This is a genomic window from Actinomycetospora sp. (genome assembly GCF_036497245.1).
Taxonomy (GTDB): Bacteria; Actinomycetota; Actinomycetes; order Mycobacteriales; family Pseudonocardiaceae; genus Actinomycetospora.
Map to the genome: position 1 here is coordinate 1 of NZ_DASXJS010000219.1, position 23,248 is coordinate 23,248.

General features: G+C 74.5%; 21 protein-coding genes. 14 read left to right on the forward strand and 7 right to left on the reverse strand.

Going from position 1 to position 23,248, the window contains the following annotated elements; all coding sequences use genetic code 11:
• Positions 1–70: 70 nt before the first annotated feature.
• Positions 71–625 carry a TetR/AcrR family transcriptional regulator gene (locus VGI02_RS23225; protein WP_331631313.1) on the reverse strand — a complete coding sequence of 185 codons (555 nt, stop codon included), beginning with the start codon at positions 623–625 and terminating at the stop codon, positions 71–73.
• 57 nt (positions 626–682) lie between these two features.
• Between VGI02_RS23225 and VGI02_RS23230 the strand changes: the two genes are divergently transcribed.
• Positions 683–1,504, forward strand: a complete 822-nt coding sequence (locus VGI02_RS23230) for an alpha/beta hydrolase (protein WP_331631315.1) — start codon at positions 683–685, stop codon at positions 1,502–1,504.
• On the opposite strand, the gene VGI02_RS23235 is transcribed toward VGI02_RS23230, so the two are convergent.
• Complete coding sequence (locus VGI02_RS23235) at positions 1,483–3,162, reverse strand: alpha-keto acid decarboxylase family protein (protein WP_331631317.1); 1,680 nt, start codon at positions 3,160–3,162, stop codon at positions 1,483–1,485. The genes VGI02_RS23230 and VGI02_RS23235 overlap by 22 nt on opposite strands.
• A gap of 48 nt (positions 3,163–3,210) precedes the next feature.
• On the opposite strand from VGI02_RS23235, the gene VGI02_RS23240 reads away from it, so the two are divergent.
• From VGI02_RS23240 to VGI02_RS23250, 3 genes are all read left to right on the forward strand, one after another.
• Positions 3,211–4,266: a winged helix DNA-binding domain-containing protein gene (locus VGI02_RS23240; protein WP_331631319.1), complete on the forward strand. Its 1,056-nt coding sequence runs from the start codon at positions 3,211–3,213 to the stop codon at positions 4,264–4,266.
• A 40-nt stretch (positions 4,267–4,306) separates the two neighbouring features.
• Complete coding sequence (locus VGI02_RS23245; protein WP_331631321.1) at positions 4,307–5,983, forward strand: class I adenylate-forming enzyme family protein; 1,677 nt, start codon at positions 4,307–4,309, stop codon at positions 5,981–5,983.
• Between the two features lie 225 nt (positions 5,984–6,208).
• Positions 6,209–8,140 carry an NAD(P)/FAD-dependent oxidoreductase gene (locus VGI02_RS23250; protein WP_331631323.1) on the forward strand — a complete coding sequence of 644 codons (1,932 nt, stop codon included), beginning with the start codon at positions 6,209–6,211 and terminating at the stop codon, positions 8,138–8,140.
• 37 nt (positions 8,141–8,177) lie between these two features.
• Here the strand turns inward: VGI02_RS23250 and VGI02_RS23255 are convergent, their stop codons facing one another.
• The 5 genes from VGI02_RS23255 to VGI02_RS23275 are packed head-to-tail and all read right to left on the reverse strand — an operon-like array spanning position 8,178 to position 12,492.
• Positions 8,178–8,813, reverse strand: coding sequence for a hypothetical protein (locus VGI02_RS23255; protein WP_331631325.1), 636 nt, complete (start codon positions 8,811–8,813; stop codon positions 8,178–8,180).
• Entirely contained in the window at positions 8,810–9,676 is an 867-nt protein-coding gene (locus VGI02_RS23260) for an amidohydrolase family protein (RefSeq protein WP_331631327.1), read from the reverse strand. The genes VGI02_RS23255 and VGI02_RS23260 overlap by 4 nt, the downstream gene beginning before the upstream one ends.
• 10 nt (positions 9,677–9,686) lie before the next feature.
• Positions 9,687–10,511, reverse strand: coding sequence for an SDR family NAD(P)-dependent oxidoreductase (locus VGI02_RS23265; RefSeq protein ID WP_331631328.1), 825 nt, complete (start codon positions 10,509–10,511; stop codon positions 9,687–9,689).
• Positions 10,508–11,089 carry a carboxymuconolactone decarboxylase family protein gene (locus tag VGI02_RS23270; protein WP_331631329.1) on the reverse strand — a complete coding sequence of 194 codons (582 nt, stop codon included), beginning with the start codon at positions 11,087–11,089 and terminating at the stop codon, positions 10,508–10,510. Before VGI02_RS23270 ends, VGI02_RS23265 begins: the two co-directional genes overlap by 4 nt.
• 35 nt (positions 11,090–11,124) lie before the next feature.
• Positions 11,125–12,492 (reverse strand): cation:dicarboxylate symporter family transporter, encoded by a 1,368-nt coding sequence (locus VGI02_RS23275; protein ID WP_331631331.1) that lies wholly within the window; start codon positions 12,490–12,492, stop codon positions 11,125–11,127.
• Positions 12,493–12,639: 147 nt separating this feature from the next.
• Between VGI02_RS23275 and VGI02_RS23280 the strand changes: the two genes are divergently transcribed.
• The 10 genes from VGI02_RS23280 to tyrS all read left to right on the forward strand — a co-directional run bounded on the left by VGI02_RS23280 (position 12,640) and on the right by tyrS (position 22,875).
• Positions 12,640–13,404 (forward strand): IclR family transcriptional regulator domain-containing protein, encoded by a 765-nt coding sequence (locus tag VGI02_RS23280; RefSeq protein ID WP_331631333.1) that lies wholly within the window; start codon positions 12,640–12,642, stop codon positions 13,402–13,404.
• A gap of 45 nt (positions 13,405–13,449) precedes the next feature.
• Positions 13,450–14,481 carry an N-acetyl-gamma-glutamyl-phosphate reductase gene (gene argC / locus VGI02_RS23285; RefSeq protein ID WP_331631349.1) on the forward strand — a complete coding sequence of 344 codons (1,032 nt, stop codon included), beginning with the start codon at positions 13,450–13,452 and terminating at the stop codon, positions 14,479–14,481.
• Positions 14,482–14,512: 31 nt separating this feature from the next.
• Positions 14,513–15,679, forward strand: a complete 1,167-nt coding sequence (gene argJ / locus VGI02_RS23290; RefSeq protein WP_331631335.1) for a bifunctional glutamate N-acetyltransferase/amino-acid acetyltransferase ArgJ — start codon at positions 14,513–14,515, stop codon at positions 15,677–15,679.
• On the forward strand, positions 15,676–16,617 hold the full coding sequence (gene argB / locus VGI02_RS23295; protein ID WP_331631337.1) for an acetylglutamate kinase: 942 nt from the start codon (positions 15,676–15,678) through the stop codon (positions 16,615–16,617). The genes argJ and argB overlap by 4 nt, the downstream gene beginning before the upstream one ends.
• The gene (locus VGI02_RS23300) at positions 16,614–17,825 is read left to right on the forward strand and encodes an acetylornithine transaminase (protein ID WP_331631339.1); all 1,212 of its coding nucleotides are present in this window, start codon (positions 16,614–16,616) and stop codon (positions 17,823–17,825) included. Before argB ends, VGI02_RS23300 begins: the two co-directional genes overlap by 4 nt.
• Before the next feature lie 74 nt (positions 17,826–17,899).
• Positions 17,900–18,823 carry an ornithine carbamoyltransferase gene (gene argF, locus VGI02_RS23305; protein WP_331631351.1) on the forward strand — a complete coding sequence of 308 codons (924 nt, stop codon included), beginning with the start codon at positions 17,900–17,902 and terminating at the stop codon, positions 18,821–18,823.
• Positions 18,820–19,452, forward strand: a complete 633-nt coding sequence (locus VGI02_RS23310) for an arginine repressor (RefSeq protein WP_331631341.1) — start codon at positions 18,820–18,822, stop codon at positions 19,450–19,452. The genes argF and VGI02_RS23310 overlap by 4 nt, the downstream gene beginning before the upstream one ends.
• Positions 19,453–19,483: 31 nt before the next feature.
• Positions 19,484–20,926: an argininosuccinate lyase gene (argH, locus tag VGI02_RS23315; protein ID WP_331631343.1), complete on the forward strand. Its 1,443-nt coding sequence runs from the start codon at positions 19,484–19,486 to the stop codon at positions 20,924–20,926.
• A complete protein-coding gene (locus tag VGI02_RS23320; RefSeq protein ID WP_331631345.1) occupies positions 20,923–21,555 on the forward strand; it encodes a DNA-3-methyladenine glycosylase in 633 nt (210 codons plus the stop codon). Before argH ends, VGI02_RS23320 begins: the two co-directional genes overlap by 4 nt.
• 39 nt (positions 21,556–21,594) lie before the next feature.
• Positions 21,595–22,875, forward strand: a complete 1,281-nt coding sequence (gene tyrS / locus VGI02_RS23325; protein ID WP_331631347.1) for a tyrosine--tRNA ligase — start codon at positions 21,595–21,597, stop codon at positions 22,873–22,875.
• Positions 22,876–23,248: the final 373 nt, after the last annotated feature.

Here is a 23,248-nt window from a genome sequence, read left to right on the forward strand (position 1 = left end):
TGGGGTGGCTGTTGACCGGTGCGCTCCCGCGCTCGTGAGCACTTTCGGGCGCTATAGCGCCCGAAAGTGCTCACGAGCGCGGGAGCGCACCGGTCAACAGCCACCCCAGCCCGGTCGCGTAGCTCGCCCGCAGCTCGTCGACCGGCACCGGCCCGCCGTCGGGGGAGGCGGCGACCGCGGCGTCGCCGATCGCGTGGGTCACCAGGACGCGGATCGCGGTGTCCTGCGCCGCGCGGTCGTCCACCCCGGCACGGGCGAGCAGGACCCGCATCGACTCCCCGAGCCGCTGCGCGTTCTCCCCCCGCGCCCCCTGACGGGCCACGAAGTGCGGCACGAGCCCGGGGTGGGAGAGCAGCAGTTCGTGGCTGGCGGTCATGACCTCGGTGAGCCCGGCCGCCGGGTCCGTGTCCGGCGCGGGGAGCGCGAGCGCGCCCAGCAGGTCGTCGAGCACCGCGTCGAGCAACCCGTCCCGGCCCTCGACGTGGCTGTAGAGGGCGTTCGGTGCGACGCCCAGCCGCGCGGCCACGGCGCGCATCGATAACGTCGGGCCCTGCTCGAGCACCGCCCGCGCCGCCGACACGACGGCCTCGCGGCTCAGCCCCGCCCGTTGCCCCGGTCCCCTCATCCTGTCCAACTGTACGCTGTCCAGCTAAACTGGACTCGTCCACCTCCGGAGGTCGCCATGTCACTCGCCCCCGACGCCGTCATCGGGACCGCCGCAGGCGTGCCCTACGTGCTGCGCCCGCCGGCCACCCCGCGTCCCGACGCGCCGGTGGTCCTCGCCTGGCACCTCATGGACGCGCCGCGCACCGAGCAGGCCTTCGCCGCCGCGCTGCCGCTCGAGGGTCTCGACGCCTGGCGGCTCTACCCCGGCCTGCCGATGTGCGGGGCGCGCTCGCCGGGCTTCGAGGAGATCATGCGGCTCGGTCAGGAGGAGCCGGTCCTCAACCTGCACGGGGCCGTCAACGCCCGGGCCGTCGCCGAGCTGCCCGCGTTCCTCGACGCGGTGCGCGCGGAGCACGGCATCGGCGGCGGACCGGTCGCCGTCGTCGGTGGCTCGGCGGGGGCAGGGATCGCCGGGGCGGCCGTCGTCGAGAAGGTCGTCGATGCGCGTGCCGCGGTCCTGATCAGCCCGCTCCTGCAGTTGCGGCCGGTGGTGGCGGAGCTCGCGGCGTTCTTCGGGATGGACTACCGCTGGACGCCCGAGTCCGAGGCCGTGGGAGACCGGATGGATCTCGTGGCCAGGTCCGGGGAGCTCGGGGACGTGCCGGTGCGCTGCATCGTCGGCGCGCGGGACGCCGCCGAGGCGTTCCTCTACCCGGCGGGCCGGCTGCGTGACCTGCTGCGCGAGCGCGGGGTGGACGCCGACCTGCACGTGATCGACGGGATGGGCCACGCGCTCGCCGAGGAGCCCGGGGTCGAGGCCGCACCGCAGACCGCCCACGCGGCGCAGGTCGACGCGCTCGCCGTCGCGTGGCTGGCTCAGGCCTTCGAGTTGGCCTGACCCAGCGCCTTCGTCAGGTCGGCGAGCAGCTGCGGGACGTCGTCGCGCGGGACCACCGCCTGGACCACGGCCATCGTCGACGGGTCGTCGCGCGCCGCGGCGAGGGCCTCCCGCAGCGCCCCCACCGTCTCCGCGTGGCACGCCCTGGCCCCGCCGGCCGGGGCGAACATCGCGGGGACGGCCGTCCAGTCCCAGCGCGTGATGTCGTTGTACGGCTCGGTCGGCCCGTGGATGGCGCGCTCGACGGTGTACCCGTCGTTGTCGACCACGACGACGAGCGGGGCGAGACCCTCCCGCACCATCGTCCCGAGCTCGGCGACCGTCAGCTGCGCGGCGCCGTCGCCGATGAGCAGGATCCCCCGTGAGTCGGGCTGGGCCAGGCAGGCGCCGAGGGTGGCCGGGAGCGTGTAGCCGATCGAGGCCCACAGCGGCTGCCCGATGAACGTCACCCCGCTCGGGAGCCGGTGCGTGGAGGCGCCGTAGAACGACGTGCCCTGGTCGGCGAGCACGACGTCGCCCTCGCGCAGGAAACCCGCGACCTCCGCCCACAGCGCGTCCTGGCTCAGCGGCTCGGACGCGTCCGCGGCCGGGAGCGGCGGGGTCGGGGCAGGCTGCCGCGGCGTCGCCCCGCCCTGGGCGGCGAGCTCGCGCACGAGCGGGACGAGCGCACCGAGGGCGGACGGCAGCTCGACGGGGGAGAAGGTCGCGGCGCCGACGCTCGCGGTCCGCGGCCCGAGCTCGATCGTGCGCGACCGGGTGATCCGCTGGGTGAAGAACCCGCTGGTCAGGTCGGTGAACTGGACGCCGGCGACGATCAGCGCCGCCGCGTCCTCCACGATGGCCCGGACCTCCTCGGCGCTCGCGCCGCCCGCGTACGTCCCCACGAAGTGGTTCACGCTCTCGTCGACGAGGCTCTTCGCCCACACCGTCGTCGCGTGCGGCACCGGGCCCGCGCCGAGCAGCTCGCGGAGCACGTCCCGCCCGCCCACGCGGTGGGTCAGCAGCCCGGCGAGCAGCGCGACCCGGTCGACCGAGCCCGCCCGTTCCAGCAGGGCACGGGCGCTCTCGACGAACCCGGCCAGCGCCTCCGGATCAGTGGTGTCGACGGGGGCGGGCAGGGGTTCCGACGGCGGTTCGACGGCGGCGGCGGAGACATCGGTCGGGATCAGCAGGTAGCCCGGCAGGTGCCGGTCCCGGACCTCGGCGAGCACCCGGTCGATCTCGGCGCGGGCGGTGTCGACGGTCACGGCCGCACGGGCGCAGGTGATGCCCTCGTGCATCGTCATGAAGTGGGTGAACACGCCGTCGCCCAGCGAGTGGTGCACCACCCGGTGCGCGTCCTGGTGGTCGGTCGACGGGGCGCCGACGACGTGCACGACCGGGACGTGCTCGGCGAAGCTCCCGGCCATCGCGTTGATCGCGGACAGCTCGCCGACCCCGAACGCCGTCGCCAGGGCGGCCATCCCGCGCAGCCGGCCGTAGCCGTCGGCGGCGTACCCGGCGTCGAGCTCGTTCGCGCACCCGACCCACCTGAGCTGCTCGTGACCGACGACGTGGTCGAGCATCGCGAGGTTGTAGTCGCCCGGGACCCCGAAGACGTGCTCGACGCCGACCTCGGCGAGCCGGTCGAAGAGGTAGTCCGCGACGCAGTAGGTCATGGGGCGAGATGCTGCCAGCTCCCCCCGACCGCCTGCGACGATTCGCCCGTGAACTCCGTGGGCGGGAACTCCGTGGGCTCGAGCTCGGTCGGCATGCTTCGCCTCGCCGCCCTGCGCCTGGTCGGGCCGCGCTGCGCCACGCCCGCCGACGCCGTGGCGGTGCTCGGTGCCGCGCAGGGTCAGGACCTGCCGGGCGTGCTCGAGTCGATCGCGCTGCGGACGTCGTCCGGGGACGTCGGCGAGGCGCGGCAGGCGTTCGACGACGGCCTCGTCGTCCGGTCCTGGCCCATGCGCCGGACCCTGCACGTCGTCCCGGCCCGCGACCTGGCCTGGATGCTCCCGCTGGCCACGGCCCGCCCGCTGGCCGAGGCGGCGAAGCGCCGGACGCAGTTCGGGCTGGCCGACGAGACCGTCGAGCGCGCGGGCGAAGTGGCGCGCGAGGCCCTGGCCGGGGGCGGGCGGCTCACCCGCGCCGAGCTCGCCCAGCGCTGGGCGGACGCAGGCCTGGCCCTCGAGTCCTCGCACGTCACGCACACGATCTCGGTGCTCGCGATGCACGGGGTGCTGGCGTACGGGCCGTTCGTGACGTCCAAGGAGACGCAGCGGAGCGGAGCTCGACCATCGAGCCCGGAACAGGGGCTGGTGCTGCTCGACGACTGGGTGCCGGAGCCGCGCACGCTCGACCGGGAGGAAGCGCTGGCCGAGTGGGCGCGGACCTACTTCACCGGCCACGGGCCGGCCCGCCGCCAGGACTTCGCCCGCTGGACGGGGCTGCCCGCCGCCGACGTCCGGACCGCGATCGACGGCGCGCGGGAGCACCTCGTCTCCGACGGGGCGGGGATGTTCCTCGACCCGGCCACCCCGGAGCGCCTCGAATCGGCCACCGACCCCGGCGGCGAGCTCCTCCTGCCCGGGTTCGACGAGTTCGTGCTCGGCTACGGCGAGCGCGCCGAGATCCTCGATGCCGAGCACGCGGACCGGATCGTGCCCGGGGGCAACGGGGTCTTCCGGCCGACGATCGTGCGCGACGGCCGCGTGGTCGGCTGCTGGAAGTGGGCGGGCACCGGGAAGAACCGGCGGGTGGAACGGGAGCTCTTCGGGTGATCATGTACGGGGCCGCGATCAGGGAGCAGACTCCCGGGTCATGACCTCTACGGCACGGGAGCAGCGCAGCCCTCGACCGGGGACGTCCGCGGTGACGGCGCCCCACAGCATCGACATCCCGACGGTCCCGGTCGGCGCACTGCTCGACGGAGCGGCCCGCCGGTACTCCGACCGGCCCGCCCTCGTGCACCACGACGACGTCATCACCTTCCGCGGGCTGTGGGAGGAGGCGTGCGACGTCGCGCATGCGCTCGTCGAGCGGGGCGTCCGCCCGGGCGACGTCGTCGCGCTGCATCTGCCCAACCGGCTCGCCTGGCCGATCGCCTACCACGGGATCCTGCTGGCCGGGGCCACCGTCGCGCTCGCCAGCCCGGCCCTGCCCCGCGACCTGCTCGACGCGCAGCTCGCCGACGCGGGCGCGGTCGCCGTCGTGAGCCTGGACCCGTCGCTGGAGAACGTGATCACGACCGACGGCCGGCACCTCGACCTCCCCGTCGGCGAGCACACCTCGCCCCCGTGGGTCGACCTGGACCCCGCCGTCGCGCTCGCCCACCTGGCCTACACCGGCGGCACGACGGGACGGTCCAAGGGCGTCGAGCTGACCCACGCGAACGTCGTGGCCAACGTCCTGCAGTACGTGGCGACGTCGGCGGGGGCGGATCCGGTGCCGGACGTCGCGGGCGGGGTCACCGTGGAGCAGACCTCGCCGCCCGAGGAGCACCCGGTCCGGCTCGGCGAGGCGGTCTCGCTCGCCGTCGCCCCGTGGTTCCACGCGATGGGGACCAACGGCCTGACCATCGGCCTGGTCACCGGCGCGACCGCCGTGATCCAGGACCGCTTCGACCCGGCCGTGTACCTCGCCGACGTCGAGCGGCACCGGGTGACGACGCTGTCCGGGGCGCCCGCGATGTACCACGCGCTGCTCGCCCACCCGGAGGCCTCGACGCGTGACCTGGGCTCGGTGCGCACCGTGACCTCGGGGGCCAGCCCGATGGCCGTCGCGCAGGCCGAGAAGATCGCCGCGCTGATGCCTGGGGCCGTCGTCGTCGAGGGGTACGGCCTCACCGAGGCGACCATGGGCCTCTGCATCTCGCCCTCGGAGCGGTCGGCGTCCCGGCGCGTCGGGACGGTCGGCCTGCCGGTCCCGAACACCGAGATCGTGCTGCTTCCCGTCGAGTCCGGCAGGCCCGGCGACGAGCCGGTGACCCTCGGCGACCGCGGCGAGATCTGGGCCCGCGGACCGCAGGTGATGCAGCGCTATCACGAGCGTCCGGACGAGACCGCCGCCGGACTCGTCGACGGCTGGCTGCGCACCGGGGACATCGGGATCCTCGGTGAGGACGGGTACCTCGAGGTGGTCGACCGGGCCAAGGACATGCTGCTCTACAAGGGCTACAACGTCTTCCCGCGCGAGCTCGAGGAACTGCTGGCCGCGCGGCCGGAGGTCCGCACCGCCGCCGTCGTGGGGCTCCCCGACGACGCGGTCGGCGAGCTGCCGACCGCCGCGGTCGTGCTCGTCCCCGGCGCCCCCGACGGCGCGGTGGGCGAACTGGCCGCCGCGGTGAACGGCGTCGTCCGCCCCTACGAGCGCCTGCGCCGGATCTACACGGTGGACGCTCTGCCGATGTCCGCGGCCGGCAAGGTCCTCAAGGGTGACCTCCGTGAGGCGTTGCTCGCCACCGACGGCGGGCCGGAGTGGGTGGACGGCGCTTCCTGAGAGCCGGGTTCCGCGAGCACCGGAACCTCCTGGTCCGAACGGACGATCACACTGCAGTTGGGCGCCCTGATCGCGGCGTCGGGCGGCACCCGGTGCCGCGGTTCTCATGTTGGCGCTGCGCGAATGCGCGACTCCCTAGCGTTGACGTCCGTCCCCGCCGCCGGTTCCCCCGACCCGGCGGCGGGGCGGACTCGCACCCGACCCCCGAGGGAGCTCCGTCCCCGCATGAGCAGTCCCGACCAGTTCCAGTGGTCACCGTCCGGCCCCCGGCCCCGCAGGGCCGCCCGGCTGCTCGCCGTTCTCGGCGTCCTCACGCTCCCCGCGCTGGCGCTCGGCCTCTGGGTCGGCGGCGTCGTCGGTGTGTGGCTCGCCCTCGGCGTCGCCACCGTCGCGCTCGGTCTGGGCACCGCCGTGCTCGCCGGCACCGCCCTGTTCCGCACGTCCGAGGACGCCGCGCCCGACACCGGAGACTTCGTGCCCGGCGCCCGCGTGCTCGTCGTCGGCGGCGGCTACGTCGGGCTCGTCGCCGCGCGGGCACTCCAGGCCCGCCTGGGCATCGCCGGCGACGGCAGGCACCGCGGCAGCAGGCCCGGGCGCTCCCGCGCCTCGGTGCCGATCGGCTCGGTGACCGTGGTCGACCCGCAGCCGCACATGACCTACCAGCCGTTCCTGCCCGAGGCCGCCGGAGGCTCCATCGCGCCGCGGCACCTCACGGTCTCCCTGCGCCGCGTGCTCGACCGCTGCGACGTCGTCACCGGCTCCGTCGTGGCCGTCGACGACGTCCGCCGCCACGCCGTCGTGCACCTGCCCGACGGGTCCTCGCGGGAGGTCCCCTACGACGTCCTCGTCGTCGCCCCCGGGGCCATCGCCCGCGAGCTCCCGGTCCCCGGGCTGGCCGAGCGCGCCCTGGGCTTCCGCTCGGTCGGCGACGCCGCCGCGCTGCGCGACCACGTGCTCTCCCGGCTCGACGCCGCCGCCTCGATCGCGCCCACCTCGCCGGCCGAGGCGGCACGCCGACGGCGGCTGCTCACGTTCGTCGTCGTCGGCGGCGGCTTCGCGGGCATCGAGGCCCTCGGCGAGCTGGAGGACCTCACCCGCCGGGCCGGACGCCAGATCGGGGTCGACCCGGACGAGATGCGCTGGGTGCTCGTCGAGGCGGCCCGGCGGATCATGCCCGAGGTCACCGAGCCGACCGCGGCGCGCGTGCACGGCAAGCTGACCCGACGCGGCATCGAGGTGCGCGTCGGCGCGGGGCTGGTCTCCGCCCTCGACGGCGAGGTGCGGCTCGCGGACGGCACCGCGATCCCGTCCGACACGGTGATCGTGGCGGCGGGCACCCGCCCGCACCCGCTGCTCGAGCGCACCGACCTGCCCCTCGAGCGCACCGGCAAGGTCCGCTGCACGGCGATGCTGCAGGTCATCGGCAGGCCGCACGCCTTCGCCGCGGGTGACGGTGCCGCGGTGCCCGACCTCGCGCGCGGTGCCCTGCTGGCCGACGAGGACCCGAAGGTGCTGACCGCACCCACCGCCCAGCACGCGGTCCGGCAGGCGCAGGTCCTCGCCGACAACGTCGTGGCGTTCCTCGGCGGGCGGCCGCTGCAGCCGTACCGGCACTCGTCGACCGGCGTCGTGGCGGGTCTCGGCCGCAGGCGCGGTGTGGCCGAGATCCGCGGGCTGCGGCTGATGGGGTGGCCGGCCTACGTGCTGCACCGCGCCTACCACCTGTGGGCCATGCCGACGGCCGAGCGCAAGGCCCGCATCGTCCTGGACTGGGTCGGCTCGGCGCTGCTCGGCCGGGACCCGGTGGCCGCAGGCGCCGTGGTGCCCGCCCCGCGCCGGGGGGATGCGGACGTGGACGTGCCCGTGGGCGTCGCCGCCGGCGTCAGCGATGCGGCGACGCAGACGTCCGACGTCAGAAACTCCACATCCTCGGTCGCGCCCTCGGTGGCCGCCCCGGCGGTCTGGGGCGCGGCTCCGGCCCGCGTCACCGTCGAGGTGGACCAGCCGACCCTGCGCGAGCCGCACCCGTCGTTCCCGTCCGCGGTCGGATCGGCCCCCGCCGTCCCGGCCGGGGCGCGCCCGGACCACGCGATCACCGGGGACCAGCCGGCCCTCACGTGGATCCGTCCGGGGCGTCACGACTTCCTGGAGCGGTAGGCGTCACGGTTCGCCAGGCGTCACGGTTCGCCGGGCGTCACGGTCCGGCAGTCGTCACCGTGCGGTGGTGCGCGAACAGGCGCCGTTCGTACGCGACGACGGTCGCCATGATCTCCTCCCGCCACGGGGTGGAGACCGCACGCCGGTAGCCCGCGTCGTCGAACACCGACGCGTCGGTGAGCTCGTGGACCGTGAGGTGGTCGGGCCCGCCGCCCACGAGGCGCCGGAACCGTGTCGCCCGGCGCCATCCGGGGACGGCACGCAGCAGCGGGAGGTGCTCGCGGAGGTACCACTCCTCGAGCGCGCCGGGGTCCGTGCTGGTCATCCCGACGGTGAGCAGCAGCGATGCGGGCCCCGGCGCGGGCGGACCGGGTGCGTCGAGCCGTCGGTAGATCCGCCGGTCCAGGGTCGCGAGCCGCTCGACGACGGTGCGCTCATAGGGGCTGCGGACCCGGGCGCTCGCGTACTCGGCGGAGTCCAGGGCGTCGAGGCGCAGCGGGTAGACGGCGAGCCAGCCCGGTGACCCGTCGTCGACGGCCGCGAACCGCTGGCCCGCGTGGACGCCCGGCACCGCGACCCGGGCAGGGGCGTGGTCGGCGTCGTACCACTCGTGGAACTCGGCGAGCGGCACCTCACCGGGCTCGGCGAGCACGAACAGCAGACCCTCGGTCACGGGAAGTCGAAGCAGGTCGTCGGGTTGTCGACGAGGATCCGCTCCCGGTCGGCGGGGTCCGGCGCGATCTTCGGGAGCAGGTCGACGAGGTCGCCGTCGTCGGGCACGAACCCGCGGACGTTCGGATGCGGGAAGTCGGTGCCCCACAGCACCCGGTCCGGCGCCGACCGGACGAGCAGAGCCGCGAGGTCGGCCGCGTCGGCCAGCGAGGGCGGGGCCGTGGCCACGCGGTCGGCGCCCGAGAGCTTGACCCAGACGTCGCCGGTGTCGAGGAGCCGTCGCAGCGACTCGACCGCGGGTGAGCGCGGGCCGGCGGTGAGGTCGACCCGTCCCATGTGGTCGATCACGACGCGCGTCGGCAGCGACCGGACCATCTCGGCGTGCTCGGCGATCCCGTTCCCCGCGACGTGCAGCGCGAGGTGCCAGCCGTGCGGGGCGACCAGGCGCACGACGGCGTCGATCTCGTCGGCCGTCGGCGCGGCCCCCAGGTGCGGAGTGAAGTGGAGCCGGGCGCCGCGGACCCCGGCCTCGTGCAGCCGGGCGACCTCCGCGGGATCGGTGTCGGGGCGGACGAGGGCGACCCCGCGGTACCGCCCCGCCCCGTCGGCCAGGGCGGAGTACAGCGAGGCGTGGTCGGTCCCGTGCACCGCGGACTGCACGATGACGGCACGCTCGACGCCGAGCAGCCGGTGCAGGGCCTGCAGGTCCGCGAGCGGGGAGTCGGGTGGGGTGAACGTCCGGTCCGCGGCGTACGGGAAACGGTCGACGGGGCCGAAGACGTGGCAGTGCGCGTCGCACGCCCGTGCGGGGAGTGCCCACGACGGCGGGTGCGGATCCGGGTGTGGCCCGGGGTTGTCGGGCACGTCCACCTCCTCAGTCGCACCGGGCGGTCATGCCGCCGTCCACGACGATCTCGGTGCCGGTCACGAAGCGAGCCTCGTCGGAGGCGAGGAAGAGCGCCGCCGCCGCGGTGTCGCGACCGTCGCCCATGAAGCCGAGTGGGATGCGGGCGACCCGCTGCTCGAGCAGCGACCCGAGGTCGCCGCCCGCACGCTGTCCCGCCAGGCGGGCCTCGACCAGCGGGGTGTGCAGTTGACCCGGAATGACGGTGTTCACCCGGATGCCCTCGGGCGCGTACTGCACGGCGGTGACGCGGGACAGGGACACGACGCCGGCCTTCGCGGCCGCGTAGGCGACCTGCGGTGAGCCGGTCCAGCGCAGCCCCGACGTCGACGCGATGTTGACGATCGCCCCGCCGCCCCGCTCCCGCATCGCGGGGATCGCGTACCGGCAGCCCAGGTAGGCGCTGGAGAGGTTGACGTCGAGCTGCGTCCGCCAGGCCTGCTCGTCGAGCTCAGCCGCCCCGCCGTGGCGGGAGCCGCCGACGTTGTTCACCAGGACGTCGAGACCGCCCAGGCGTTCCACGGCGGCCTCGACCGCCGCCGCGACGCCTGCGGCGACGGTGACGTCGCCGACGTGGCCCTGCACCTCGCCGCCCCCCACGCCGCCCCCCACGCCGGCTCCCTCGCCGACGAGGGTGAGGGTCTCCTCGAGCGCGTCGGCGTCCCGGTCCACGGCCAGGACCCGTGCCCCCTCGCGGGCGAACGCCACCGCGGTCGCCCGACCGTTGCCCCAGCCCGGTCCGACGCTCCCCGCCCCGGTCACGAGCGCGACCTTGCCTGCGAGCCGGTCGCTCACGCCGCGTCCCGGCGCTGCTCGCCGACCTGCAGCGCGACCAGGAACCGCGACACCAGGTTGTAGGCGGCCACGGTCGCGGTGAGCTCGACGATCTCGCGGTCGTCGAAGTGGTCGCCGAGGGCGGCGAAGACCGCGTCGGGCACCGTCACGTGCCGAGTCATCGCGTCGGTGTAGGCCAGCGCGGCGGCGAGCCGCGGGGCCAGGACGTCGTCGGCCCTGGCGCCCATGGCGCCGTCCCCGGTGGCGCCGTCCCCCGCGGTACCGCCACGGAGCACCGCGATCTCGGTGTCCCCGAGACCGGCGTCGCGGCCGACGGGCTCGTGCGCCCGCCACTCGTAATCGGCGCCGTTGAGGGTAGCCACCCGCAGCACGGCGAGCTCCCGCACGTCGTCCGCGAGTTCCGCGCCGGTGCGCACGGCGCCGAGCAGCGCGTTCCAGCCGTCGGCGATCGGGGGGCTGTGGAGCAGCATGCGGTCCAGCGGGGTCAGCGTGCCGCCGCGTCGGGCGAGGATCCGCTCGGTCACCTCTCCGGACGGTCCGGGCGCGGGGTCGGTGTCGGCGTCGTCCAGGCGGGCCATGGGGCTCCTCGTCGAAGGGGTCGGGGTGTCGCCGGTCAGGACGCGGTGGCGGAGACGGGCCGGTTCTCGTCGGCGGGGGACGCGTCGGGCTCGGTCAGGTCACCGGGCTCGTCGACGGCCTCGGCCACGTCCTCGCCGCGCAGCACCGCACGCGCCCGCTCCAGGTCGAGCCTGCCCTCCCACCGCGCGACGACGAGGCTGCCGAGGATCTGGCCGGCCAGGCTGACGAGTCCGCGCATCGTCGAGAGGAAGCGGTCGACGCCGATGATCAGCATGATGCCGACCACCGGGACGGCGCCCGTCGTGCCGAGGGTCGCCGCGAGGATGACGAAGCCGGCTCCGGCGACCCCGGCGCTGCCCTTCGACGTCACGAGGAAGACCGCAAGCAGGGCGATCTGCTGCCAGAGCGAGAGCTCGATGTCGAAGGCCTGTGCGATGAACAGGGACGCGAAGCCGAGGTAGAGGCACACCCCGTCGCCGTTGAACGCGTAGCCGGAGGGCACGACGAGCCCGACGATGCGCCGCGGGGCGCCGAGGTGGGTGAGCTTGCGGATCAGGTCCGGCATGACGACCTCGTAGTTCGAGGTGCCCAGGGTGATCAGGAGCTCGTCCGAGAAGTAGCGGTAGAGCGCGAGGACGCGCAGGCCGCAGAGGCGCGCGAGCGCGCCGAAGACCACGAGGCCGAACACGATGCCGGTGGCCCAGAAGAGCAGCACGAAGTTCCCGAGGCTGAGCAGGGTCCCGACGCCGAACTTGCCCGTCGTGTAGGCCATCGCCCCGAACGCGCCCAGCGGCGCGAGGTACATGACCAGGCGGATCATCCCGAACATCGCGTCGCCGATCCGCTCGACGGCGGCCACGATCGGCCGGCCCGCGGGCCCCATCGCCTTCACGGCCACGGCGAACAGGAGCGACACCAGCAGCACCTGCAGGACGTTGCCCTCGGTGAAGGCATTGACGACCCCGCTCGGGACGATGTCGACCAGGAAGTCGTACCAGTGCGTGCCCGCGCCCTCCTGGGCGTACTGCGCCGCGCTGCCCGAGAGTGTCAGTGCTCCCGCGCGGGCGTGGACCCCCGCCCCGGGGCGGGCGAGGTCCATGACGACGAGCCCCACCACGAGGGCGAGGGTGGTCATCACCTCGAAGTAGACGAGGGCCTTCACGCCGATGCGTCCCACCGAGGCGAGCTGACCCGCGGACGCGACGCCCGTGACGATCGTGCAGAAGACCACCGGTGCGATGAGCATCCGGATCAGGGCGATGAAGCCGGTGCCGACGGGCTCGAGGGCGGCGCCCACGCCGGGGGCGACGAGCCCGAGCGCCGCTCCCGCCACGATCGCGACGAGGACGGTGACCCAGAGCCGCGTGGTGAAGGCGCTGCGGACGATCGTGCGTGCCGACATCGGAACCTCGCTGTCGCCGAATTGTGCGACTGACGCACAATTGCGCGTCTGTCGTACGAACACCGTCGGCGCAGCGCAGGGTGCGTGTCAAGGGCGTGGCGTGTCGCGGGACCCGGTCGGCGGCGGCCGATGGGCAGACTGGGCCCCGTGTCCCGCGAGGATCCCGACGTCATCGACTCGGTCGACAAGGCGCTGCAGGTCATGACGGTCTTCTCCACCGAGCACCCGGAGCTCTCCGTCAGCCGCGTCGCCGACCTGACCGGGCTCACCCGCGCGACCGCGCGGCGCATCCTCTTGACGTTCACGCGCCTCGGGTTCGCCGAGGAGCACGACCGTCGCTTCCGCCTCACCGCGAAGGTGCTGCGGCTCGGGTACGGCTACCTCTCCTCCTCGCCCTGGTGGGAGACCGCGGAGGGGCACATGCGCAGCCTCTCGACGTCGCTGCAGGAGTCGTCCTCGCTGGCCGCCCTGGACGGCGACGAGATCGTCTACCTGGCCCGCGTCCCGAGCCCGCGCAGCGTCGCCATCACGCTCAACGTCGGGTCCCGGCTCCCCGCCTATCCCACCTCCCTCGGGCGGGTGCTGCTCGCCGCGCTGCCCGAGGGACGGCTCGAGGAGTACCTGCGCACCGTGGAGCTCCGCGCGCTCACGCCCCGGACCGTCACCGACCCGCAGCGGCTGCGGGACGTCCTCGACCAGGTCCGTCGTGACGGGTACTCGCTGATCGACGGCGAGCGGGAGGAGGGTGTGCGGTCGGTCGCCGCGGGGGTGCGTCACCGCGGGGAGGTGATCGCCGCGCTCAACGTCTCGGTCAACGCGGCGCGGCTGTCGGTGGCCGAGCTGCGGGACCGGTGCGCCCCGATGGTCATCGAGCACGCCGAGGCGATCTCGGTGGAGATCGCGGCCCGGTGAGCCGTGCGAACCCCGTTGCATGACCTTTCGTGATCCTGCATAGTCATACGCATGCGGATCGCGGTGGCCGGGGCGAGCGGCTATGTCGGAGGGGAGCTCCTGCGGCTCGCGCTCGGTCATCCCGAGGTGGAGGTCGGCGCGCTGACGGCGGGGGACTCGGCGGGCACTCTGCTCGGCGCCCACCAGCCCCACCTCACCGCCCTGGCCGACCGCCCGATCGAGGCGACCTCGGTGGAGGCGCTCGCGGGGCACGACGTGGTGTTCCTCGCCCTGCCGCACGGGCGCTCCGCCGAGCTCGCCGCGCAGCTTCCGGACGACGTCCTGGTGGTCGACTGCGGCGCGGACCACCGGCTGCGGAACCCGAAGGCGTGGGAACGCTGGTACGGGGGCGAGCACGCCGGGTCCTGGCCCTACGGGCTCCCGGAGCTCCCCGGCACGCGTCAGACGCTGGCCGGGACGCGCCGGATCGCGGTCCCCGGCTGCTACCCGACGACGGCGACGCTCGCGGCGATCCCCGCGATCGGCACCGGTCTGGTCGGCCCCGAGGTGAGCGTCGTGGCGTTCTCCGGCACCTCCGGGGCCGGGCGGGCGGCCAAGCCGCACCTGCTCGGCTCCGAGGTCATGGGCTCGGCCACCGCCTACGGGGTCGGCGGCGCGCACCGCCACACCCCGGAGATCATCCAGAACCTCTCCGGGCTCGGCGCGGGCCCGGTCACGGTGTCGTTCACCCCGGTCCTCGCCCCGATGCCCCGCGGCATCCTCGCGGTCGTCAGCGCTCCGCTCGCCGACCCCGGCATCGATGCGGCGGAGGCCCGCGCGACGTACGCCAAGGCCTACCGCGCGGAACCGTTCGTGCACCTGCTGCCCGAGGGCGTCCAGCCGGCCACCAAGAACGTCATCGGCGCGAACACCGTGCAGGTGCAGGTCGAGGTGGACCTCGACGCGGGCCGCCTGGTGGCCACCGCGGTCATCGACAACCTGACCAAGGGCACCGCGGGCGGCGCCTTCCAGTCGGTCAACCTCGCCCTGGGTCTCGACGAGACCCTCGGCCTGCCGACGGCCGGGCTCGCCCCGTGACCCCCGATCCCGCCGTGCCGAGGAGGACCCCGTGAGCGTCACCGCCGCCGCCGGATTCCGCGCCGCGGGCGTCCGCGCCGGTCTGCGGGCCCACGGCGACCGCCCGGATCTCGCGCTCGTCGTCAACGACGGCCCGCGGACGACGGCGGCCGGGGTCTTCACGCGGAACCAGGTCAAGGCCGCGCCTGTGCTGTGGTCGGAGCAGGTCCTGCGCGAGCACTCGATCCGCGCGGTCGTGCTCAACTCCGGCGGCGCCAACGCCTGCACCGGCCCCGACGGCTTCGCCGACACCCACCACACCGCGGAGAGGGCGGCCGAGGTGCTCGGGTGCGGCGCGATCGAGATCGCGGTGTGCTCCACCGGCCTGATCGGCGAGCGCCTGCCGATCGACTCGCTGCTCGCCGGGATCGACGACGCCGCCGCGGTGCTCGAGACCGGCCCGGAGGCGGGCACGCGGGCGGCCACCGCGGTGCTCACCACCGACACCGTGGACAAGCAGGCCCGGCGGAGCCCGCACGACGGCTCGTGGACCGTCGGGGGGTTCGCCAAGGGCGCCGGGATGATGGCGCCCAGCCTCGCGACGATGCTGGTGGTCGTCACCACGGATGCGGTCCTCGACGCGGACACGGCCGACCGTGCGCTGCGGGCGGCCACCGCCGTCACCTTCGACCGCCTCGACATCGACGGATCCACCAGCACCAACGACACGGTGCTGCTCCTGGCGTCCGGCGCCTCGGGGGTCGCCCCCGGGGAGGCCGAGTTCGCCGAGGCGCTGGAGGCCGTCTGCGCCGACCTCGCCCGCGGCCTGCAGGCCGACGCGGAGGGCGTCACCAAGCGCATCGCGGTCACCGTCGCCGGGGCCGACTCCGACGCCGACGCCCTGGTCGGCGCCCGGGCCGTCGCGCGCGACAGCCTCGTCAAGACGGCGCTCTTCGGGTCCGACCCGAACTGGGGCCGCATCGCCGCCGCGATCGGGGCGAGCGAGGCCCGCGTCGACCCGGCGAGCCTCGCGGTGACCGTGAACGGGGTCCTGCTCTGCTCCGCGGCGGCCGCGGTGGGCGACCGCTCGAAGGCCGACCTGTTCGGGCCGGAGATCACGGTCGAGGTCGACCTCGGGCTCGGCGGGGGGACCGCGACGGTGCTGACCACCGACCTCTCGCACGCCTACGTCGAAGAGAACAGCGCGTACTCGACATGACCGGCACCCCGACCGCCGTCGGAGAGGCGGCGACCTCGCCGGAGGAGGCACAGGCCAAGGCCGCCGTGCTCGCCGAGGCCCTGCCGTGGCTGCGCGAGTTCCAGAACGCGATCGTCGTCGTCAAGTACGGCGGCAACGCGATGGTCGACGACGAGCTGCGCCGGGCCTTCGCCGAGGACATGGTCTTCCTCCGGCTCGCCGGCATCCGCCCCGTCGTCGTCCATGGGGGCGGTCCGCAGATCACCTCGATGCTCGAGCGGCTGGACATGCCGGGGGAGTTCCGGGGCGGGCTGCGGGTCACCACGCCCGAGACCATGGACGTCGTCCGCATGGTCCTCGTCGGGCAGGTGGGCCGCGAGCTCGTCGGCCTGGTCAACGCCCACGGGCCGCTCGCGGTCGGGATGTCCGGCGAGGACGCCCGGCTGTTCACCGCGGCCCGCCGCACGGCCCGGGTCGACGGCGAGGACGTCGACGTCGGTCTGGTCGGCGACGTGGTCGAGGTGAACCCGGCCGCGGTGCTCGACCTCGTGGCCGGCGGTCGCATCCCGGTGATCTCCACGGTCGCCCCGGACGCGGACGGCGTCGTGCACAACGTCAACGCCGACACCGCGGCGGGCGCGCTCGCCGTCGCCCTCGGGGCCCGCAAGCTCGTCGTCCTCACCGACGTCGAGGGCCTCTACACCGACTGGCCCGAACGCTCCAGCCTGCGCACCGAGATCGACGCCGACGAGCTCGGGGAGCTCCTCCCCGGACTGGCCAGCGGCATGATCCCGAAGATGGAGGCGTGCCTGCGGGCCGTCGACGGCGGGGTCCCGCGTGCGCACGTCATCGACGGTCGCGTGGCGCACTCGGTGCTGCTCGAGGTCTTCACCAGTAAGGGTGTCGGGACGATGGTCGTCCCCGCCCCGTCCGCCAGCGAAGGAGGTCCCCCCGCATGACCACAGCGACACCGACCGGTGAGGACCTCCGCCGCCGCTGGTCGAACACCATGATGGGCAACTACGGCACGCCTCCCGTGAGCCTGGTGCGAGGCGAGGGAGCCCGGGTCTGGGACGCCGACGGCCGGGAGTACCTCGACCTGCTCGGCGGCATCGCCGTCAACCTCCTGGGCCATGCGCACCCGGCGGTCGTCGAGGCCGTCTCCCGGCAGGTCGCCACGCTCGGGCACACCTCGAACCTGGTGATCAACCCGATCACGGTGGAGCTCGGCGAGCGCCTGCTCGCCCTGCTCGGCGCCCCGGACGGCCGGGTGCTGATGTGCAACTCCGGCGCCGAGGCCAACGAGGCGGCCTTCAAGATCGCCCGCCGCACCGGGCGGCTGAAGATCGTCTCGACGATCGGGGGCTTCCACGGCCGGACCATGGGGGCGCTCGCCCTCACCGGCCAGCCCGCGAAGCGCGAGCCGTTCGAGCCGATGCCGCCCGGCGTGGAGTTCGTCCCCTACGGCGACGCCGAGGCGCTGCGGGCCGCCGTCGACGACGACACGGCCGCGGTGGTCCTCGAGCCGATCCAGGGCGAGTCCGGGGTGATCATCCCGCCGGAGGGTTACCTCCAGGCGGCCCGCGAGATCACCGCCGAGCACGGCGCGCTGCTGGTGATCGACGAGATCCAGACCGGGATCGGGCGTACCGGGGTGTGGTTCGCCCACCAGCGGGCGGGCATCGTCCCCGACGTCGTCACCCTGGCGAAGGGCCTCGGCGGCGGCCTCCCGCTGGGAGCCTGTGTCGGCCTCGGCCCGGCGGCCGACCTGCTCGGCCCCGGCGCTCACGGCACCACCTTCGGGGGCAACCCGGTCTGCTGCGCAGCCGCGCTCGCCGTCCTGGACACCATCGCCCGCGAGGGTCTCCTCGACCGCGCGGACGCGCTGGGCAAGGACCTGGGCACCCGGATCGAGAGCATGGACCACCCGCTCGTCGACCACGTCGACGCCGCGGGGCTGCTCATCGGCGTCGCGCTCACCGCGGACGCGTCAGGGCCGGTCACCACGGCGGCCCGCGAGGCCGGGTACCTCGTCAACGGACCTGTCCCCGGGCGGCTGCGGCTGGCCCCGCCCGCCGTCGTCACGGACGCCCAGGTGGACGGCTTCCTCGCCGCCCTGCCCGCCGTCCTCTCGCGGGGCGCCGCCGAGGCCGGGGCGGCGTCGTGAGCGCCCCGCCGGAGGCCCCGGCAGGCGGGTCGGGCAGCTCCGGGGCGCCCGCACCGAGCCCTCCCCGCCGTCACCTGCTCCGCGACGACGACCTGACCCCGGCCGAGCAGGCGGAGGTCCTCGAGCTGGCGGCCACGATGAAGGCGGACCCGTTCGGGGTGCGGCCTCTCGCGGGTCCGCGGGCGGTGGCGGTGATCTTCGACAAGGCGTCCACCCGGACCCGGGTGTCCTTCGAGGTCGGCATCGGGGCGCTCGGCGGCACACCCGTGATCATCGACGGGCGCGCGGCCCAGCTCGGGCGGGGGGAGACCATCGCGGACACCGCACGGGTCCTCTCGCGGTACGTGGACGCGATCGTCTGGCGCACCGGTCCCGACGACCGCATCGAGGAGATGGCAGCCCACGCATCGGTGCCGGTGATCAACGCGCTCACCGACGGCTTCCACCCCTGCCAGGTCCTCGCCGACCTCCAGACCATCGTCGAGCGCCACGGCCGGACCGCGGGCCTGACCATGACCTACCTCGGCGACGGCGCGAACAACATGGCCCACTCGCTGCTGCTCGGCGGGGTCACCGCGGGCATGCACGTGCGGGTGGCCTCCCCCGAGGGTTTCCGTCCCGACCCGACCGTGCTCGAGGCCGCCCAACGGCGGGCGGCCGACACCGGCGGCTCGGCGACGGTGCTCGACAGTGCCTGCCGGGCCGACGCGGAGTCGGCCGTGGCGGGCGCGGACGTCCTCGTCACCGACACCTGGACCTCGATGGGGCACGAGGAGGACGGCCTGGACCGGATCGCACCCTTCCTGCCGTACCGCATCGACGCCGACCTCGTCGCCCACGCGGCCCCCGGCGCGACCATCCTGCACTGCCTGCCCGCGCATCGCGGCGACGAGATCAGCGCCGACGTGATCGACGGTCCGGCCTCGGCGGTGTGGGACGAGGCCGAGAACCGACTGCACGCCCAGAAGGCCGTCCTCACCTGGCTGCTCGGGCGATGAGTCGGGTCGACGGGTCCGCGGCCGGGGCGCTGGGCGGGGACGAGTCGGTCGAGGAGGTCCGCCCGGAGGACCGGGCAGCGGTCCGCGAACGGCTCGAGCGCCTGCGGCCCGCGTCGAGCCGGGCCTCCCGGCAGGCGCGCATCGTGACGTTGATCAGCACCCTGGAGGTCCACAGCCAGACCGAGCTGGCCGGGATGCTCGCCCGCGAGGGCGTCGAGGTCACGCAGGCCACCCTCTCCCGGGATCTGGACGAGCTCGGGGCGGTCAAGCTGCGCGGCGCCGACGGCGGGGCGGGCCGGTACGTCGTTCCCGACGACGGCAGCCCGGTGCGCGGGGTCACCGGCGGCACCGACAGACTGGCGCGGCTGCTCGCGGAACTGCTGGTGTCGGCCGACCACTCCGGCAACCTCGCCGTCCTGCGGACCCCGCCGGGTGGCGCGCACTACCTCGCCAGCGCGCTCGACCGGGCGTCGCTCGCCGAGGTGGTGGGCACCATCGCGGGCGACGACACCGTGCTCGTCGTCGCCCGGGAACCGCTCGACGGAGCCGGGCTCGCGGAGCTGCTGAGCACGTTGGGCACGCGGTCGAGCAGGACATCCCCGGACCAGCAGGAAGAGGAACCGCGGTGAGCGAGAACGTCAGCCTCGAGCGGGAGCAGCGGTGAGCGCGCCCGGCGCGGGACCGGCGGGCGCGGCGCTCTGGGGCGGTCGATTCGCCTCGGGCCCCGACGCCGTGATGGCGGCGCTGTCGAAGTCCACCCAGTTCGACTGGGTGCTCGCTCCCTACGACATCGCGGGCTCGCGTGCCCACGCCCGCGTCCTGCACGGGGCGGGCCTGCTCGACGACGACGAGCTCGGCGGGATGCTCGACGGTCTCGCCCGGCTCGCCGACGACGTCGCCGCCGGCGCCTTCGTCGCCGCCGAGGACGACGAGGACGTCCACACGGCCCTCGAGCGCGGGCTCATCGAGCGGGTCGGGCCCGAGCTGGGCGGCAAGCTCCGGGCCGGCCGGTCGCGCAACGACCAGATCGCCACGCAGCTCCGGATGTGGCTGCGGGACCGGCTCCGCGACCTCACGCGCGGGGTGTGCGACGTCGTCGACGCGCTCGTCGGGCAGGGCCGCGCCCACCCGGACGCGGTCATGCCGGGTCGCACCCACCTGCAGCACGCCCAGCCGGTCCTGCTCGCCCATCATCTCGGCGCGCACGCCCAGGCGCTGCTGCGCGACCTGGAACGCTGCCGGGACCTCGACCGCCGCCTGGAGCTCTCGCCGTACGGCTCGGGGGCCCTCGCCGGGACCTCCCTCGGGCTCGACCCGGGCGCGGTCGCCCGCGACCTGGGCTTCCGCGACGCCGTCGACAACTCCATCGACGGCACCGCGTCGCGTGACCTCGCCGCCGAGGGGGCCTTCGTGCTCGCGATGGTGGCGGTCGACCTGTCGCGCATCGCCGAGGAGCTGATCCTCTGGGCGACCGCGGAGTTCGGGTACGCGACGCTGCACGACTCCTGGTCCACGGGGTCGTCGATCATGCCGCAGAAGAAGAACCCGGACGTGGCCGAGCTCGCCCGGGGGAAGGCCGGCCGTCTCGTCGGGAACCTCTCCGGGCTGATGACCACGCTCAAGGCGCTGCCGCTGGCCTACAACCGGGACCTGCAGGAGGACAAGGAGCCGCTGTTCGACTCCGTGGCCCAGCTGGCCATGGTGCTGCCGGCCATGGCCGGGATGATCCGGACCCTCACGATCCACACGGACCGGCTCGCCGCCCTGGCACCGGCCGGGTTCACCCTCGCGACGGACATCGCGGAATGGCTCGTCCGCCAGGGCGTCCCGTTCCGGCGGGCGCACGAGGCGGCCGGCGCGTGCGTCCGCGCAGCCGAGTCCCGGGACGTGGGCCTCGACGAGCTCACCGACGAGGAGCTGAGCACTTGCGACCCGGCGCTCACCCCGGACGTGCGTTCGGTGCTCACCGTGGAGGGCTCCATCGCCTCGCGGGACGCACACGGCGGGACCGCACCGAAGCGGGTCGCCGAGCAGTACGACCGGATCGTCGGCGCCACCATCGAGGCCCGCGGCTGGGCGGCGGTCCCGATCGACCGCCGGTGACCGCCGCGCTCGTGGACCGCTCCGCGCTGGCGGTGGACCCGCTCGACGCGGCGCGCGTCCTGCTCGGGTGCCAGCTGGTCGCCGACACCGACGACGGCGAGGTCCGGGTCCGCGTCGTCGAGGTGGAGGCCTACCGGGGCCGGGACGACCCCGCCTCCCACTGCTACCGCGGCCGCACCCCCCGCAACGCGGTGATGTGGGGCCCGGCCGGCCACCTGTACGTCTACTTCGTCTACGGCATGCACTTCTGTGCGAACGTCGTCGCCCTGGACGAGGGGCGGGCGGGCGCGGTGCTGGTGCGGGCGGGCGAGGTGCTCAGCGACCCGGGGATCGCGCACGTCCGCCGCCCGACCGCGCGGGGACGGGACGCCGAGCTGGCGCGCGGGCCCGCCCGTCTCTGCGCGCTGCTCGGGCTGGGGCGCGAGCACAACGGCGTCGACCTCGTCGACCCGGCGTCGCCGGTGCGGCTCGAGCCGGGGGAGCGGGTCCCCGACGACGCCGTCCGCACCGGTCCCCGCGTCGGCGTCGCCGCGGGCCAGCAGCGGCCGTGGCGGCTGTGGGTCGCGGGCTCGTCCGCCGTCACGCCCTACAAGGCCGGGCGGGAACGCGCCGACGGGCCCGACTGGTAGCTGTCGTCCCGCACGGCGCTCGCACGACACAATGGGGCGGTGACCGCACCGCACATCCTCGACGACCTCGCCTGGCGGGGCCTCGTCGCCCAGAGCACCGACCTCGACGCGCTGCGCCGCGACCTCGACGCCGGACCGGTCACCCTCTACTCCGGGATCGACCCGACGGCCCCGAGCGCGCACATCGGGCACCTGCTCCAGTGGCTGACCCTCGCCCGCTTCCAGCAGGCGGGGCACCGGCCGATCGCCCTCGTCGGCGGCGCCACCGGGCTGATCGGCGACCCGAAGCCGACCTCGGAGCGCACGCTCAACGACCGCCAGGTGGTCGCGGACTGGGTCGACAAGATCGGTGCGCAGCTCCGGCCGTTCCTCGACTTCACCGGGGAGCACGCGGCCCTGCTCGTGAACAACCTGGACTGGACCGAGGGCATCTCGGCGCTGGATTTCCTCCGGGACCTGGGCAAACACTTCCGCGTCGGGCGCATGCTCGCCAAGGAGGCCGTGAGCCGGCGGATGGAGTCCGACGAGGGCATCAGCTACGCCGAGTTCTCCTACCAGATCCTGCAGTCCCTGGACTTCCTCGAGCTCTACCGCCGCTACGGGTGCACGCTCCAGACCGGGGGCAGTGACCAGTGGGGCAACCTGACCGCGGGCATCGACCTGATCCACCGCGTGGAGGGCCGCACCGCCCACGCCCTCGGTACACCCCTGATCACGAAGGCCGACGGCTCGAAGTTCGGCAAGACCGAGGGCGGCACCGTCTGGCTCGACGCCTCGCTGACGAGCCCGTACGCCTTCTACCAGTTCTGGATCAACGCCGAGGACGCCAAGGTCGGGGAGTACCTGCGGGCGTTCACCTGGCTGCCCCGCGAGGAGATCGAGGAGCTCGAGCAGGCCACCGTCGACCGACCGCAGGCGCGCGCGGCGCAGCGGGCTCTCGCCCAGTCGGTGACGGCACTGGTCCACGGGCAGGACGAGGTCCGCCGGGTCGAGGCCGCCAGCCAGGCCCTGTTCGGGCGGGGAGAGCTGCGCGAGCTCGACGCCGACACCCTCGCTGCGGCACTGGCCGAGGTGCCGTCGACGTCGGTCCCGCGCACCGAGAACCCGACGGTGGTCGACCTCCTCGTCGGCACCGGCCTGGCCTCGAGCCGGGGCGCGGCACGGCGGACGGTCGCCGAGGGTGGCGCCTACGTGAACAACGCGAAGGTCGATGCCGAGGACTGGACCCCGGCGGACGCCGACCTCCTCCACGGTCGGTGGCTCGTCGTCCGCCGGGGCAAGCGGACGACGGCGGGCGTGGAGCTCGTGTCCGGCGGGTGACGTCCGTGGGTCGGGCCGGAAACGCGGCCCGACCTGCGACGACGGCGGAAGCCCCACCCCCTGGAACAGCGCCCACAGCGGCCCTGTAGTGTTCTCCATGTCGCCAGGGCAAAGGGGTTGCTCCCGGGCCCGGAGACAGGATAAGTTGGAACGGTTGCCCTCCAGCTGGTTTGGTAGGGTGATCCTGATGGCACCGGATGGTGCGGTCGCCCCGTGAGGGTGGCTGGCAGTCCGTGTGGTCGTCCTTTGAGAACTCAACAGTGTGCTGACGTTTTGTGTGCTTTGGCCCCATTTTTTTGGGGTTTTGTTTGAGCTGGATGTTTTGTCAGGAGAGGGTTTGTTCTCTTCTAACGGTTTTTGTTGGAGAGTTTGA

Coding starts and splice junctions, on each gene's coding strand:
- argB (WP_331631337.1), top strand. CDS start 15,676: ATGACCGGCACCCCGACCGCCGTCGGAGAGGCGGCGACCTCGCCGGAG.
- VGI02_RS23225 (WP_331631313.1), bottom strand. CDS start 625: ATGAGGGGACCGGGGCAACGGGCGGGGCTGAGCCGCGAGGCCGTCGTG.
- VGI02_RS23235 (WP_331631317.1), bottom strand. CDS start 3,162: ATGACCTACTGCGTCGCGGACTACCTCTTCGACCGGCTCGCCGAGGTC.
- VGI02_RS23310 (WP_331631341.1), top strand. CDS start 18,820: ATGAGTCGGGTCGACGGGTCCGCGGCCGGGGCGCTGGGCGGGGACGAG.
- VGI02_RS23270 (WP_331631329.1), bottom strand. CDS start 11,089: ATGGCCCGCCTGGACGACGCCGACACCGACCCCGCGCCCGGACCGTCC.
- VGI02_RS23230 (WP_331631315.1), top strand. CDS start 683: ATGTCACTCGCCCCCGACGCCGTCATCGGGACCGCCGCAGGCGTGCCC.
- VGI02_RS23250 (WP_331631323.1), top strand. CDS start 6,209: ATGAGCAGTCCCGACCAGTTCCAGTGGTCACCGTCCGGCCCCCGGCCC.
- VGI02_RS23275 (WP_331631331.1), bottom strand. CDS start 12,492: ATGTCGGCACGCACGATCGTCCGCAGCGCCTTCACCACGCGGCTCTGG.
- VGI02_RS23245 (WP_331631321.1), top strand. CDS start 4,307: ATGACCTCTACGGCACGGGAGCAGCGCAGCCCTCGACCGGGGACGTCC.
- VGI02_RS23300 (WP_331631339.1), top strand. CDS start 16,614: ATGACCACAGCGACACCGACCGGTGAGGACCTCCGCCGCCGCTGGTCG.